The organism is Pseudomonas sp. NFPP24 (genome assembly GCF_900112095.1).
Classification (GTDB): domain Bacteria; phylum Pseudomonadota; class Gammaproteobacteria; order Pseudomonadales; family Pseudomonadaceae; genus Aquipseudomonas; species Aquipseudomonas extremorientalis.
In genome coordinates, this window is the sequence record NZ_FOKD01000007.1 from 379860 (window position 1) to 394293 (window position 14434).

Sequence of the window (14434 nt, forward strand, 5' to 3'; positions counted from 1 at the left end):
TTGAGCCATCTTGAAACGGAGCTGCCCATGTTCGAATCCGCCGAAATCGGTCACGCCATCGACAAAGACACCTTTGAGGCCGAGGTGCCGGCCCTGCGCGAGGCCCTGCTGGAAGTGCAGTACGAGCTGCAGCAGCAGAAGCGCTTCCCGGTGATTATCCTGATCAACGGTATCGAAGGCGCCGGCAAGGGCGAGACGGTCAAGCTGCTCAATGAATGGATGGACCCGCGCCTGATCGAAGTGCGCACCTTCGACCAGCAGACCGACGAAGAACTGGCGCGCCCGCCGGCCTGGCGCTATTGGCGCCAACTTCCTGCCAAGGGGCGCATGGGCATCTTCTTTGGCAACTGGTACAGCCAGATGCTGCAAAGCCGCGTACATGGGCAGATCAAGGACGCCCGCCTCGACCAGGCCATCGCCGGCGCCGAACGCCTGGAGAAAATGCTCTGCGATGAAGGCGCGCTGATCTTCAAGTTCTGGTTCCACCTCTCCAAGAAACAGATGAAGGCGCGGCTCAAGGCCCTGGCCGATGACCCCCTGCACAGTTGGCGCATCAGCCCGCTGGACTGGCAGCAATCCGAGACCTACGACAAATTCGTGCACTTCGGTGAGCGCGTGTTGCGCCGCACCAGTCGCGACTATGCGCCGTGGCATGTGATCGAAGGCGTGGACAGCAACTACCGCAGCCTCACCGTGGGCAAACTGCTGCTCGAAGGCCTGCAGAATGCGCTCAAGCTGTCCAAGGGCAAGGCCAGCGGCATGAACCCGGCGCCGTTGATCGCGTCGGTGGACAAGAAGAGCCTGCTCGACAGCCTCGACCTGTCCCAGCGCCTGGACAAGGACGATTACGAAGAACAACTGATCACCGAACAGGCGCGTTTCTCCGGATTGATGCGCGACAAGCGCATGCGCAAGCACGCCCTGGTCACGGTGTTCGAGGGCAACGATGCGGCGGGCAAGGGCGGGGCGATCCGTCGGGTGGCGGCGGCGCTGGACCCGCGTCAGTACCACATCGTGCCGATTGCCGCGCCCAGTGAAGACGAACGCGCCCAGCCTTACTTGTGGCGGTTCTGGCAGAAGATCCCGGCGCGCGGCATGTTCACCGTGTTCGACCGTTCCTGGTATGGCCGCGTGCTGGTGGAGCGCATTGAAGGCTTCTGCACCCCGGCGGACTGGATGCGCGCCTATGGCGAGATCAATGACTTCGAAGAGCAACTGCGCGATGCGGGTGTGATCGTGGTCAAGTTCTGGCTGGCCATCGACAAGGACACGCAACTGGAGCGCTTCCAGGCCCGCGAGGAAATCCCCTTCAAGCGCTTCAAGATCACCGAAGACGACTGGCGCAACCGTGACAAATGGGATGACTACCGCGCGGCCGTGGGCGATATGGTCGACCGTACCAGCACCGAGGTGTCGCCCTGGACATTGGTGGAGGCCAACGACAAGCGCTGGGCCCGGGTCAAGGTGTTGCGCACCATCAACCTGGCGCTGGAAGAGGCGTTCGCCAAATCCGATAAGCACGACAAAAAGAAAAAGAAAAAATGACGCAGTGAGCCGCGTCGCCATGGTTTTGTATCTATGGGGTGAATGATCGTCGCGGTGGCGCGGGGCGCGATCTATGCTCGATCCGACAACCACAAGATCGAGGTAGCCCATGCGTGAAGTAGTGATCGTCGACAGTGTGCGAACCGGCCTGGCCAAGTCCTTTCGCGGCAAGTTCAACCAGACCCGCCCCGATGACATGGCGGCCCATTGCGTCAACGCGCTGCTCGCCCGCAACGGCATCGACCCGGCGACGGTGGAGGATTGCATCGTCGGCGCCGGCTCCAACGAGGGCGCCCAGGGCTACAACATCGGGCGCAATGTGGCGGTGCTCTCGCAACTGGGCACCGGCGTGGCCGGCATGACCCTCAACCGGTTCTGCTCCTCGGGCTTGCAGGCGATTGCCATTGCGGCCAACCAGATTGCGTCGGGTTGCAGCGATATCATCGTCGCCGGCGGTGTCGAGTCCATCAGCCTGACGATGAAAAGCGTCAATACCGACAACCTGATCAACCCGCTGCTCAAAGAGCAGGTGCCGGGTATCTATTTCCCCATGGGCCAGACCGCCGAGATCGTCGCGCGTCGCTACCACGTCAGCCGCGAAGAACAGGACCTGTACGCCCTGCAAAGCCAGCAGCGCACCGCCCAGGCCCAGGCCGATGGGCTTTTCAGCGATGAAATCGTGCCGATGGCGGTCAAGTACAAAGTCGAAGACAAGAACACCGGTGAGGTGCAGATCCTGGAAGGTGTGGTCGATCGTGACGACTGCAACCGCCCGGACACTACCCTGGCCAGTCTGCAAGGTTTGAAGCCGGTGTTCGCCGAGGATGGTTCGGTGACGGCGGGCAACTCGTCGCAGCTCTCCGACGGTGCCTCGATGACGCTGGTGATGAGCCTGGAGAAAGCCCTTGCACTGGGGCTCCAGCCCAAGGCGTTTTTCCGTGGCTTCACCGTGGCCGGTTGCGAGCCGGACGAGATGGGCATCGGCCCGGTGTTCTCGGTGCCCAAGTTGCTCAAGGCCAAGGGGTTGCAGGTGGCGGACATCGACCTGTGGGAGCTTAATGAAGCGTTTGCCTCGCAATGCCTGTATGCGCGCAATCGCCTGGAAATCGACAATGCCAGGTACAACGTCAATGGCGGTTCGATCTCCATCGGGCATCCATTCGGCATGACCGGCTCGCGGCAGGTGGGGCACCTGGTGCGTGAGTTGCAGCGACGCAACCTGCGTTACGGCATCGTCACCATGTGCGTGGGCGGCGGCATGGGGGCCACCGGGTTGTTCGAAGCAGTGCGCTGATCGGCAAATTAAGTGTTCGCTACACAAAGTGCATCGGGTGCCCCTAGAATGCGGCTCCACTTCCTCCGGCTTCTGGGGTACTCATGCACATCTCTTCCGGCCGCTGGGTCTATGGTTTGCTCCTGACCCTGCTGACCGCGTTTCTGTGGGGCATTCTGCCGATCAAACTCAAGCAGGTGCTGCAGGTGATGGACCCGATTACCGTCACCTGGTTTCGCCTGATCGTGGCCGGCAGTTGCCTGTTCGTCTACCTGGCGCTGACCAAACGCTTGCCCAGCCGCAAGGTGCTTGGCCCCCGGGGTGGTTGGCTGGTGGCGATGGCGGTGTGCGGACTGGTGGGCAACTACGTGCTGTACCTGGTGGGCCTGAAATTGCTCAGCCCCGGCACCGCGCAGTTGGTGGTGCAGATGGGGCCGATCTTTTTGATGGTCGCCAGTGTGTTCGTCTTCAAGGAGCGCTTCAGCCTGGGACAGGGGGTGGGGCTGGTGGTGTTGATCATTGGTTTCGGCCTGTTTTTCAACCAGCGCCTGGAAGAACTGCTGACCTCGCTCGGCGCCTACACCGCCGGCGTGCTGACCGTCCTGCTTGCCACCACGATCTGGGTGTTCTACGCCCTCGGCCAGAAACAACTGCTGACGGTGTGGAACTCGCTGCAGGTGATGATGGTGATCTACCTGTCCTGCGCCGTGTTGCTCACGCCTTGGGCACATCCCCTGGAGGCGTTGGACCTGAGCCCGCTGCAAGGCTGGCTATTGCTGGCGTGCTGCATGAATACCCTGGTGGCCTACGGCGCCTTTGCCGAAGCGCTGGCCCACTGGGAAGCCTCGCGGGTCAGTGCGACCCTGGCGCTCACGCCTTTGGTGACCTTTGTGGCGGTGGCCGTGGCGGCCTGGCTGTGGCCCGACTATGTGCAGGCCGAAGAGATCAACGCCCTGGGCTATGCCGGGGCGTTGGTGGTGGTGCTGGGTTCGGCAACCGTGGCGCTGGCGCCGTCGTTGCTCGCCGGGCTCAGGGCCCGACGGTTGCGCCTGGCGTCCTAGGCTAGGTGCCCAGCATGTCTTCGGGGCGAACCCACTGGTCGAACTCTGCATCGGTGAGGTAGCCCAGTTCCAGCGCGGCTTCCCGCAGCGTCAGCCCTTCGGCATAGGCCTTCTTGGCGATCTCGGCGGACTTGTCGTAGCCAATGTGCGGGTTGAGCGCGGTGACCAGCATCAGGCCACGCTCCAAGTGTTCCGCCATTTGCACAGGGTCAGGCTCCAGCCCGGCCACGCAGTGTTCCTGGAAGTTGTTGCAGCCGTCGGCCAGCAGGCGGATCGACTCCAGCAGGTTGTGGATGATCACCGGCTTGTACACATTCAACTGCAAGTGACCCTGGCTGGCGGCAATGCCGATGGTCACGTCATTGCCCAACACCTGGCAGGCCAGCATCGACAGCGCTTCACACTGGGTCGGGTTGACCTTGCCCGGCATGATCGAGCTGCCCGGTTCGTTGGCCGGCAATTTCACTTCGGCCAGCCCGGTGCGCGGCCCGGAGCCCAGCAGGCGCAGGTCATTGGCGATTTTCATCAGGGCCACGGCCAGGGTTTTCAGCGCGCCGTGCAGCGTCACGAGAGGCTCATGGCCGGAGAGGGCGGCGAATTTGTTCGGCGCGGTGACGAACGGCAAGCCCGATAGCGCCGCCAGCTCCGAGGCGATCGCCTCGCCGAAGCCATGGGGCGCATTGAGCCCGGTGCCCACGGCGGTGCCGCCCTGGGCCAGCTCGCACACGGCGGGCAGGGCGGCACGGATCGCACGTTCGGCGTAGTCGAGTTGAGCGATGAATGACGACAGCTCCTGGCCGAAGGTAATCGGGGTGGCATCCATCATGTGGGTGCGCCCGGTCTTCACCAGCTTCATATGTTTGGCGGCTTGCTCTGCCAGGCCGCCGGACAGGGTGGCAATCGCCGGCAGCAAGCGTTGATGCACCGCCTGCACGGCGGCGATGCTCATGGCGGTAGGGAAGCAGTCATTGGAACTCTGGGAACGGTTGACGTGATCGTTGGGGTGCACCGGGCTCTTGCCGCCGCGCTTATTGCCCGCCAGTTCGTTGGCGCGACCGGCGATCACTTCGTTGGCGTTCATGTTGCTCTGGGTGCCGCTGCCGGTCTGCCACACCACCAGAGGGAACTGGTCGTCATGTTGGCCGGCCAGCACTTCGTCGGCGGCCTGTTCGATCAGGCGGGCGATGTCGGCGGGCAGATCGCCGTTGCGGTCGTTGACCCGTGCCGCCGCCTTCTTGACCAGGGCCAGGGCGTGCAACACCGCCAGGGGCATGCGTTGCTCGCCGATGGCGAAGTTCACCAGCGAACGTTGGGTCTGGGCGCCCCAGTAAGCGTCATCCGGGACTTCGACTTCTCCCAGGCTGTCGGTTTCGATACGGCTCATCGGGCACACTCCTTCAGGTTCGTTTGCGCAGTTTAGGCTGTGAAGAGCCTCGGGGGTTCCCCTGAAAGACTTTTCATCGGGCAATCCCTGTCCGACAAGGCCCGGGGTTGAGCCCTGAGGTTTTTTAGGCGCAGAATGGGCGCCCTTGGGGTCTTACCTCGCCTGCTAGATAAAGGAAACTCGATGACTCGTCTTCGTGCCATCTGTACCGCGGTTGCTCTGGTTTGCGCCAGCGGCCAGGTTCTTGCCGATACCGCCAGCCACAACGCCAGTGCCGAAGCCTTCCTTACCCTGGCCCACGCCGACAAGCTGGGTACCCCGGTGTACATGCAAGTGCAACAAATGTTCGCCCAGCGTTTCGAACAGACCAAGGCGCCTGCCGCCAAGCAGTCCGTACTGGACAGCTACCAGGCCAAGGCCAACGCCGCCCTCGACCAGGCCATCGGCTGGCCGAAGCTCAAACCAGACATGGTCAAGCTCTACACCACCAACTTCAGCGAATCCGAGCTCAAGGACCTGGTTGCCTTCTACCAGTCGCCACTGGGCAAGAAAGTCCTGGAAAAAATGCCGCAACTGACCCAGCAATCGGCCCAGATGACCCAGGCGAAGCTGGAAAGCGCCGTGCCGGTGGTGAACAAGCTGTTGGAAGACATGACCAACGAGCTGACGCCTAAAGCCGCCGCCCCGGCCAAGAAGAAGTAAGCAGGAATGACCATGCAACAGCGTATCGAAACGGCGCTTGCCGCCCTGGGCACCGACCACCTGAGTGTGCTGGACGAAAGCCACATGCACAGCCGTGGGTTGCAGACCCACTTCAAGGCCGTGCTGGTCAGCCCGCAGTTCGAGGGGCTCAACCGCGTCAAGCGCCACCAGAAGGTCTACGCCACCCTGGGTGACCTGATGAGCGAGTTTCATGCGCTGGCGCTGCATACCTACACGCCTGAAGAGTGGGCGAAAATCGACGCAGCCCCGGCCTCGCCGACCTGCGCCGGCGGGCATGATTGATGATCGGGTGTCTCTGACACCGGGCATTTGTTAGAATCCGCGACGCGCCGCCTAGACGGCGCGTTTTTTTTGCATCCGGTTCACCCCTTACGAGGGTAGCCACCTGGAGAGAACACCCATGACTCAACCGATTGTCGTGGCGGCACTGTATAAGTTCGTCACCCTCGAAGATTACGTCGCCCTGCGCGAGCCACTGTTGCAGGCGATGCTCGACAACGGCATCAAAGGCACCTTGCTGATCGCCGAGGAAGGCATCAACGGCACCGTTTCCGGCAGCCGCGAAGGCATTGATGGCTTGATGGCCTGGCTGAAGAACGACCCGCGCATGGTCGACATCGACCACAAGGAATCCTACTGCGACGACCAGCCGTTCTACCGCACCAAGGTCAAGCTCAAGAAAGAGATCGTGACCCTGGGCGTCGAAGGCGTCGACCCGAACAAGAAGGTCGGCACCTACGTCGACCCGCAGGACTGGAACGCGCTGATCAGCGACCCGGAAGTGCTGTTGATCGACACCCGTAACGACTACGAAGTGTCCATCGGCACCTTTGAAGGCGCGATCGACCCGAAAACCACCAGTTTTCGCGAATTTCCCGACTATATCAAAGCCAACTTCGACCCGGCCAAGCACAAGAAAGTCGCCATGTTCTGCACCGGCGGCATTCGTTGCGAGAAGGCCTCGAGCTACATGCTCAGTGAGGGTTTCGATGAGGTCTACCACCTCAAGGGCGGCATCCTGAAGTACCTCGAAGAGGTGCCGCAGGCAGAAACCAAATGGCAGGGCGACTGCTTTGTTTTCGATAATCGCGTCACCGTGCGCCACGACTTGAGCGAAGGCGACTACGATCAATGTCATGCCTGCCGCACACCCGTGAGTGTTGAGGACCGCGCCTCCGAGCACTATGTGGCGGGCATCAGTTGCCCGCATTGCTGGGATAAGCTGCCGGAGAAGACCCGCCGCAGTGCGATCGACCGGCAGAAGCAGATCGAGCTGGCCAAGGCCCGTAACATGCCGCACCCGATTGGTTTCAACTACAAGCAAACTCCTTCCGAGGCCTGAGCCATGTCCGCGCGCCTGCTCTATGTGATGGACCCGATGTGTTCCTGGTGCTGGGGCTTTGCCCCGGTGGCCGAGGCGTTGGTGGAGCAGGCCCAGGCGGCCGGCGTGGAACTGCACCTGGTGGTGGGCGGCTTGCGTACCGGCAGTGGCGCGGCGCTGGAGCCGACCACGCGGCGCTATATCCTGGAGCACTGGCAGGCGGTGACCGACGCCACCGGCCAGCCGTTCAAGCGTGACGGCGCACTGCCCGACGGTTTTGTGTATGACACGGAGCCGGCGTGCCGCGCCATCGTCACGGCGCGCAGCCTGGCGCCGGATTGTGCATGGAAGCTGCTGGGGCTGATCCAGAGCGCGTTTTATGTCGAGGGCCGCGACGTGACTCTCGCCAGTGTGCTGGTGGAACTGGCCGAACAGGCGGGCATCCCGCGCATCGAGTTTGCCGGCGAATTCGACCGCGCCGAGCAGCACGCCGCCACCGCTGCCGATTTTACCTGGGTACAGGACCTGGGCATCGCCGGTTTCCCGACGCTGCTGGCCGAGCGCAATGGCCAGTTGGCGTTGCTGACCAACGGTTACCAGCCGCTGTCCGAGCTTTCGCCTTTGCTGGGCCGATGGCTGGAGCGAGCCACCTGTGCATGAGCAACCTCAACGCACCGACCGCCTGACCTGGGCGGAAATCCGCCGCCTGGCCCTGCGCCACAAGAAGTCCCTGTGGATCGCCAATGGCGTCGCCGTGCTGGCGACCCTGTGCAGCGTGCCCATCCCTCTGTTGTTGCCGTTGCTGGTCGATGAAGTGTTGCTGGGTCGTGGCGATGCCGCGCTCAAGGTGATGAACCACGCCTTGCCCCTGGGCTGGCAGAAAGCCGCCGGCTATATCGGCCTGATGTTGCTGGTGACGCTGTTCCTGCGCTGCGGCGCGTTGGTGTTCAACGTGGTACAGGCGCGGCTGTTTGCGCGGTTGGCCAAGGACATCGTGTACCGCATCCGCGTGCGCCTGATCGAGCGGCTCAAGCGTATTTCCCTCGGCGAATACGAAAGCCTGGGCAGTGGCACGGTCACCACCCACCTGGTCACCGACCTGGACACCCTGGACAAATTCGTCGGCGAAACCCTCAGCCGGTTCCTGGTGGCGATGCTTACGTTGGTGGGCACGTCGGCAATCCTGGTGTGGATGCATTGGCAACTGGCGCTGCTGATCCTGCTGTTCAACCCGTTGGTGATCTACGCCACGGTGCAGTTGGGCAAACGCGTCAAACACCTGAAGAAACTGGAGAACGACAGCACCTCGCGGTTTACCCAGGCCCTGACCGAAACCCTGGATGCCATCCAGGAAGTGCGCGCCGGCAACCGCCAGGGCTTCTTCCTCGGGCGCCTCGGCCAGCGGGCCCAGGAAGTGCGCGACTTCGCGATCCATTCCCAGTGGAAAACCGACGCATCGAGCCGCGCCAGCGGGTTGTTGTTCCAGTTCGGCATCGACATCTTCCGTGCGGCGGCCATGCTCACGGTGCTGTTCTCCGACCTGTCCATCGGCCAGATGCTCGCGGTGTTCAGCTACCTGTGGTTCATGATCGGCCCGGTGGAGCAGTTGCTGAACCTGCAGTACGCCTATTACGCGGCGGGCGGGGCGCTGACGCGGATCAACGAACTGCTGGCGCGGGCCGATGAACCGCAATACGCGGGCGGCGAAGACCCGTTTACCGGGCGCGAAACCGTCGGCATCGAAGTACGTGGCCTGAATTTCGGTTATGGCGAAGACCTGGTCCTCGACCAGTTGAACCTGGCCATCGCGCCCGGCGAGAAGGTCGCAATCGTCGGCGCCAGCGGCGGTGGCAAAAGCACCCTGGTGCAATTGCTGTTGGGCCTGTACACGCCCCAGGCCGGGACGATCCGCTTTGGCGGTGCCACCCAGCAGGAAATCGGCCTGGAGACCATCCGCGAGCACGTCGCCGTGGTGCTGCAACATCCGGCGCTGTTCAACGACACCGTGCGCGCCAACCTGACCATGGGCCGCGAGCGCAGTGACCAGGCCTGCTGGCAGGCACTGGAAATCGCCCAGCTGGATGCGACCGTCAAGGCGTTGCCCATGGGCCTGGACAGTGTGGTGGGGCGTTCCGGGGTGCGGTTTTCCGGCGGCCAGCGTCAGCGCCTGGCGATTGCGCGCATGGTGTTGGCCGAACCGAAAGTGGTGATCCTCGACGAAGCGACTTCCGCCCTGGACGCCGCCACCGAGTACAACCTGCACCAGGCACTGGCGCGCTTCCTCAGCGGCCGTACTACACTGATCATCGCCCACCGCCTGTCGGCGGTTAAGCAGGCAGATCGAGTGTTAGTGTTCGACGGCGGTCACATTGCAGAGGATGGCGACCATCAGCAATTGATTGCTGACGGTGGTTTGTACGCCAAACTCTATGGGCACTTGCAACAAGTACGTTGATTTAGCCTAGGCTGAGCTATCGGAAGCGGTGTTTCGCGTGCGTATCCAGCAGTGCATGTGCAAGGGGCTTCATGAAGCAAAAGCGGACTCTCGGAACGCCACGGTTGTTGGGCATTGTCTGGCCCTTTATCGCCGTGGTGCTGTTCCAGGCATTGTTGGGTTGTGTCAGCCTCTACGTGCTCTCGGCGGTGCGCGGTTATGTGGCTGGCGAAAGCCTGTGGTCCAAGGGCCAGAAAGACGCGATCTACTACCTGACGCTGTATGCCGACAACCGCGACGAAACCACCTACCTCAAATACCAGCAGGCGATCGCCGTGCCCCAGGGCGGGCATGAACTGCGTGTCGCCCTGGACCGCTCCACCCCTGATCTTGCGGCCGCTCGGTCGGGTATCCTCAAGGGCGGCAACCACCCGGATGACGTCGCCAGTCTGATCTGGCTGTACCTCAACTTCCGCCATTTCAGCTACCTGGAAAAAGCCATCGAACTTTGGACCGTGGGCGATGGCTACCTGGTGCAACTGGATGACCTGGCGCGCGAGATGCACGGTGCAATCACCCGTGACCAGGTCAGCGCCAACGATGTGCGCCAATGGAAGGCGCATATCACCGCCATCAACGAAGGTGTGACGCCCGCTGCCAAGGCGTTCAGCGATGCCCTGGGCGAAGGTTCGCGGATGATCCTGCGGCTGCTGGTGATCACCAACCTGGCCACGGCACTGGGCCTGATTGTGCTGGCGCTGTTGCGCACGCATAAACTGCTGGCCCAGCGCCATGCCTTTGCCGACGCTCTGCAGCAAGAGAAGGAGCGGGCGCAGATCACCCTGGAGTCGATTGGCGACGGGGTGATTACCACTGATGTCGATGGCGCCATCACCTACATGAACCCGGCGGCCGAGGCGCTGACCCACTGGAATTCTGCCCAGGCCCAGGGGCTGCCCCTGGCGGCGCTGTTCAATCTGCTGGATGACAATGCCCAGCCCGATGGCTTTACCCTGATCGAACATATCGTCAAGGGCCAGCTCGGCGGCGGCAGCGAGCATTCGAAAACCATCCAGCGCCTGGATGGCAGCACGGTCTCGGTGACCCTGGTGGGCGCGCCGATCCGCAGCGCCGGCAAGGTGACCGGGGCAGTGCTGGTGCTGCACGACATGACCCAGGAGCGTCAATACATCGCCAACCTGTCCTGGCAGGCGACCCATGACGCCCTGACCGGCCTGGCCAACCGCCGTGAGTTCGAGTACCGCCTGGAGCAGGTGCTCCACCCCATGGGGACGCAGCAGGGCAGGCGGCATGCGCTGATGTTCCTCGACCTGGACCAGTTCAAGTTGGTCAACGACACCTGTGGCCATGCGGCAGGCGACGAGTTGTTGCGGCATATCTGCGCGCTGTTGCAATCGGACCTGCGTGAAGGTGACACCCTGGCGCGCCTGGGCGGCGATGAATTCGGCATTCTGCTGGAGAACTGCCCGGCGGCCGCGGCTGAAAAAATCGCCGAGAGTCTGCGGCATACGGTGCAAAGCCTGCACTTCGTATGGAAGGGCCGGCCGTTCATGACCACCGTCAGCATCGGCCTGGTGCACCTTGGGCACACCCCGACGACCCTGGAAACCTCACTGCGCGCCGCCGACATGGCGTGCTACATGGCCAAGGAAAAGGGCCGCAACCGCGTGCAGGTCTACCACGCCGACGACTCGGAATTGTCCGTGCGCTTCGGCGAAATGGCCTGGGTGCAGCGCCTGCACATGGCCCTGGAAGAAAACCGGTTCTGCCTCTACGCCCAGGAAATCTCACCCCTGGGGCACACTGACGGTGGCGATGGGCACATCGAGATCCTGCTGCGCCTGCATGACGAGGCTGGCCGCATCATCCTTCCGGACAGCTTTATCCCAGCCGCCGAACGCTATGGCTTGATGACGTCCCTGGACCGCTGGGTAGTAGAAAATGTGTTCAAGATCATCAGCCGATGCCTGCAGGAGCGCCCGGGGCGTCCCATGGCGATGTGTGCGATCAACCTGTCAGGCATCACCATTGGCGATGATGACTTCCTCGGGTTTTTGCGTGAGAAGTTTCATACATACAATATTCCACCGGGCATGATCTGTTTTGAAATTACTGAAACCAGCGCAATTGCAAATTTGGGCAGTGCGATCCGATTTATCAATGAACTCAAAGCCTTGGGTTGTCATTTTTCGCTGGATGACTTTTGTGCCGGAATGTCCTCGTTCGCATATCTCAAACATTTACCTGTAGACTTCCTGAAGATCGATGGAAGTTTCGTAAAGGATATGCTGGACGACCCGATTAACCGCGCGATGGTCGAAGTGATCAACCACATCGGCCATGTCATGGGTAAGCGCACAATTGCAGAGTTTGTCGAGACACCGCACATCGAACAGGCGTTACTCGAAATTGGTGTGGATTACGCTCAGGGCTACCTGATTGAACGGCCGCAATTGTTTACCTTTGATAGCTTGCAGTGTCGACCTGTGCGGCCGCAGCCTCTGTTATTCAAGGCGCCCGGCACATTCCGCTGAAAACTTTGCTGGTCTGTACAATCACACTTAAAAAGGAGCCTTACAGTGATCGACACATTCAACAGAACCGGCCCGCTTATGGAAGCCTCGAGTTACCCCGCCTGGGCTCAGAAACTGATCCTGGACTGTAGCGAGAGCAAGCGCCGAGTTGTCGAACACGAACTGTACCAGCGCATGCGCGACAACACGCTCAGCGCCAAGACCATGCGCCACTACCTGATCGGTGGCTGGCCGGTGGTGGAGCAGTTTGCCTTGTACATGGCACAGAACCTCACCAAGACCAAATTCGCCCGCCATCCTGGGGAGGACATGGCGCGGCGTTGGCTGATGCGCAATATTCGCGTGGAACTCAACCACGCCGATTACTGGGTCAATTGGGCCCGTGCCCACGGCGTGAGCCTGGACGAATTGCAAGCCCAGGACGTACCGCCGGAGTTGCATGCCCTCAGCCATTGGTGCTGGCACACCAGCTCGGCCGATTCGTTGATCGTGGCCATTGCCGCGACCAACTACGCGATTGAAGGCGCAACCGGCGAGTGGTCCGCCGTGGTGTGTTCCACCGGTGTCTACGCGGCGGCCTTCCCCGAGGAAGAGCGCAAGCGTGCGATGAAGTGGTTGAAGATGCATGCCCAGTACGATGACGCCCACCCGTGGGAAGCGCTGGAAATCATCTGCACCCTGGCCGGGATGAACCCCACCAAGGCATTGCAGGCGGAACTGCGCCAAGCCGTGTGCAAGAGCTACGACTACATGTATTTGTTCCTGGAAAGCTGCATGCGTCTGGAGAAAGAAAAAGCCCCAGCGGTGATGCGTGAGCGCCAGGCGCGGGTTGCCAGCGAGGCTTGATGTAACCATTGTGGCGAGCGGGCTTGCCCCGCGTTGGGCCGCGAAGCGGCCCGCTTTTTATTCAAAAAGCATGGGACTGCTGCGCAGTCCAACGCGGGGCAAGCCCGCTCGCCACAACATGCCCGATTACCCCAACAAGCCTTATTGCCACAGTAAGCCAGTTCGCTACAGCTGAAGGGGTTTACCCCGCCATCGCCAGGCGGTTGCGGCCTTCGCGCTTGGCCACGTACAACGCACTATCGGCCCGGCGCAGCAGGCTTTCGGCAGATTCGGCGGGCAGCAAGGTCGAGCAACCCAGGCTCACCGTCAATTCGATCCGCGTTCCGTCCGCCCAATAATCCTGGGCTTGTGTCGCCTGGCGCAGGCGTTCGCCAACCATCGCCGCCGCATCGCGACCGGTGTTGGACAGCAGGATCAGAAACTCTTCCCCGCCATAACGAAACACCATGTCCACGTTACGCAGCTGGCTCTTGATCGATGCCGCCACAGTGCGCAGCACGTTGTCGCCGGCGGCATGGCCGTGGGTGTCGTTGATGGTCTTGAAGTGGTCGATGTCCAGCATCAGCAAGGACAGCGGGTTCAGGTGGCGGCGCGCCATGTCGATTTCCCGTTGCAGGGTCTGGTCCATGGCGATGCGGTTGCCGGTCTCGGTCAGTGGGTCACGCAGCGCGCTGCGGGTGGCGGCGCGGTAGAGCAGGGCGTTGCGCATCGGGTAGAGCAGGGTCGCCAGTAGCGATTCAAGTTGGCCGAGTTCTTCTTCCGCCAGGCGCTGGTTGCGCCGGAAGATCAGCTCGCCCAGGTGCTCGCCTTCATGGCTCAGGCTGTAGCTCATCGAGTGATGGCCGCGATGGCCGAACTCCAGGCGCAGGTCGCTGGCCTGGTGACGGTAGTGCAGGGCGTCCAGGGGCACCAGGCGTTGGATCTCACGGAAGAACACCGCGAGAATGCGCTCCGGTTCCAGGCTGGTTTGCAGTTGCTGGCCCAGTTGCTGGCGAAGTTCGATAACGGTGGTGGGGCGGCGCGGCAGGAGGGCGGGTTGACCAAAGCCCAGGCGTTGCAATTTGGCACTGTCAAAGTCAATTGCATGGGTCTGGGTAGGTGTTTTCATAACCGTTCGGCCTCTAAGCACTCAGCTGTCTTACAGGCTCGATGAGAGTGGCGAATGCCAGGCGTCTTACTGTTCCTTCAGTTCCGTAAAACATGAATTACAGTCTAGACCGCTTTACTGTGGGTTATAACCCCTGGGCACTGCCGCACGTCTTGTCATCGCTTAACCTGCTTGGAGAGGGTTA

Annotated in this window: 12 protein-coding genes; 10 read left to right on the forward strand and 2 right to left on the reverse strand. The window is 61.8% G+C overall.

Translation table 11 applies throughout. From position 1 onward, the window contains the following. Positions 1–27 precede the first annotated feature (27 nt). The 3 genes from pap to BM026_RS17760 all read left to right on the forward strand — a co-directional run bounded on the left by pap (position 28) and on the right by BM026_RS17760 (position 3879). Positions 28–1545 carry a polyphosphate:AMP phosphotransferase gene (gene pap, locus BM026_RS17750; RefSeq protein ID WP_092243228.1) on the forward strand — a complete coding sequence of 506 codons (1518 nt, stop codon included), beginning with the start codon at positions 28–30 and terminating at the stop codon, positions 1543–1545. Between the two features lie 109 nt (positions 1546–1654). Then, complete coding sequence (locus tag BM026_RS17755) at positions 1655–2839, forward strand: thiolase family protein (RefSeq protein WP_092243231.1); 1185 nt, start codon at positions 1655–1657, stop codon at positions 2837–2839. 83 nt (positions 2840–2922) lie between these two features. Then, positions 2923–3879 (forward strand): DMT family transporter, encoded by a 957-nt coding sequence (locus tag BM026_RS17760; protein WP_092243234.1) that lies wholly within the window; start codon positions 2923–2925, stop codon positions 3877–3879. 1 nt (position 3880) lies between these two features. Here the strand turns inward: BM026_RS17760 and BM026_RS17765 are convergent, their stop codons facing one another. Further along, entirely contained in the window at positions 3881–5263 is a 1383-nt protein-coding gene (locus BM026_RS17765) for a class II fumarate hydratase (RefSeq protein WP_093529583.1), read from the reverse strand. A gap of 183 nt (positions 5264–5446) precedes the next feature. On the opposite strand from BM026_RS17765, the gene BM026_RS17770 reads away from it, so the two are divergent. The 7 genes from BM026_RS17770 to BM026_RS17800 all read left to right on the forward strand — a co-directional run bounded on the left by BM026_RS17770 (position 5447) and on the right by BM026_RS17800 (position 13142). Next, positions 5447–5965, forward strand: a complete 519-nt coding sequence (locus tag BM026_RS17770; RefSeq protein ID WP_058424992.1) for a DUF2059 domain-containing protein — start codon at positions 5447–5449, stop codon at positions 5963–5965. A gap of 6 nt (positions 5966–5971) precedes the next feature. Next, positions 5972–6268 (forward strand): BolA family protein, encoded by a 297-nt coding sequence (locus BM026_RS17775; RefSeq protein WP_038847405.1) that lies wholly within the window; start codon positions 5972–5974, stop codon positions 6266–6268. Between the two features lie 118 nt (positions 6269–6386). Further along, positions 6387–7328, forward strand: a complete 942-nt coding sequence (locus tag BM026_RS17780; protein ID WP_071490747.1) for an oxygen-dependent tRNA uridine(34) hydroxylase TrhO — start codon at positions 6387–6389, stop codon at positions 7326–7328. A 36-nt stretch (positions 7329–7364) separates the two neighbouring features. Continuing rightward, the gene (locus tag BM026_RS17785) at positions 7365–7967 is read left to right on the forward strand and encodes a DsbA family protein (RefSeq protein WP_175507953.1); all 603 of its coding nucleotides are present in this window, start codon (positions 7365–7367) and stop codon (positions 7965–7967) included. After that, positions 7960–9762, forward strand: a complete 1803-nt coding sequence (locus tag BM026_RS17790; RefSeq protein ID WP_092243245.1) for an ABC transporter ATP-binding protein — start codon at positions 7960–7962, stop codon at positions 9760–9762. The genes BM026_RS17785 and BM026_RS17790 overlap by 8 nt, the downstream gene beginning before the upstream one ends. A 71-nt stretch (positions 9763–9833) precedes the next feature. Beyond that, positions 9834–12296, forward strand: a complete 2463-nt coding sequence (locus BM026_RS17795; protein ID WP_093529586.1) for an EAL domain-containing protein — start codon at positions 9834–9836, stop codon at positions 12294–12296. 78 nt (positions 12297–12374) lie between these two features. Beyond that, complete coding sequence (locus tag BM026_RS17800) at positions 12375–13142, forward strand: iron-containing redox enzyme family protein (protein ID WP_371914374.1); 768 nt, start codon at positions 12375–12377, stop codon at positions 13140–13142. A 181-nt stretch (positions 13143–13323) separates the two neighbouring features. On the opposite strand, the gene BM026_RS17805 is transcribed toward BM026_RS17800, so the two are convergent. Then, positions 13324–14250 carry a GGDEF domain-containing protein gene (locus BM026_RS17805; RefSeq protein WP_093529588.1) on the reverse strand — a complete coding sequence of 309 codons (927 nt, stop codon included), beginning with the start codon at positions 14248–14250 and terminating at the stop codon, positions 13324–13326. Positions 14251–14434 lie beyond the last annotated feature (184 nt).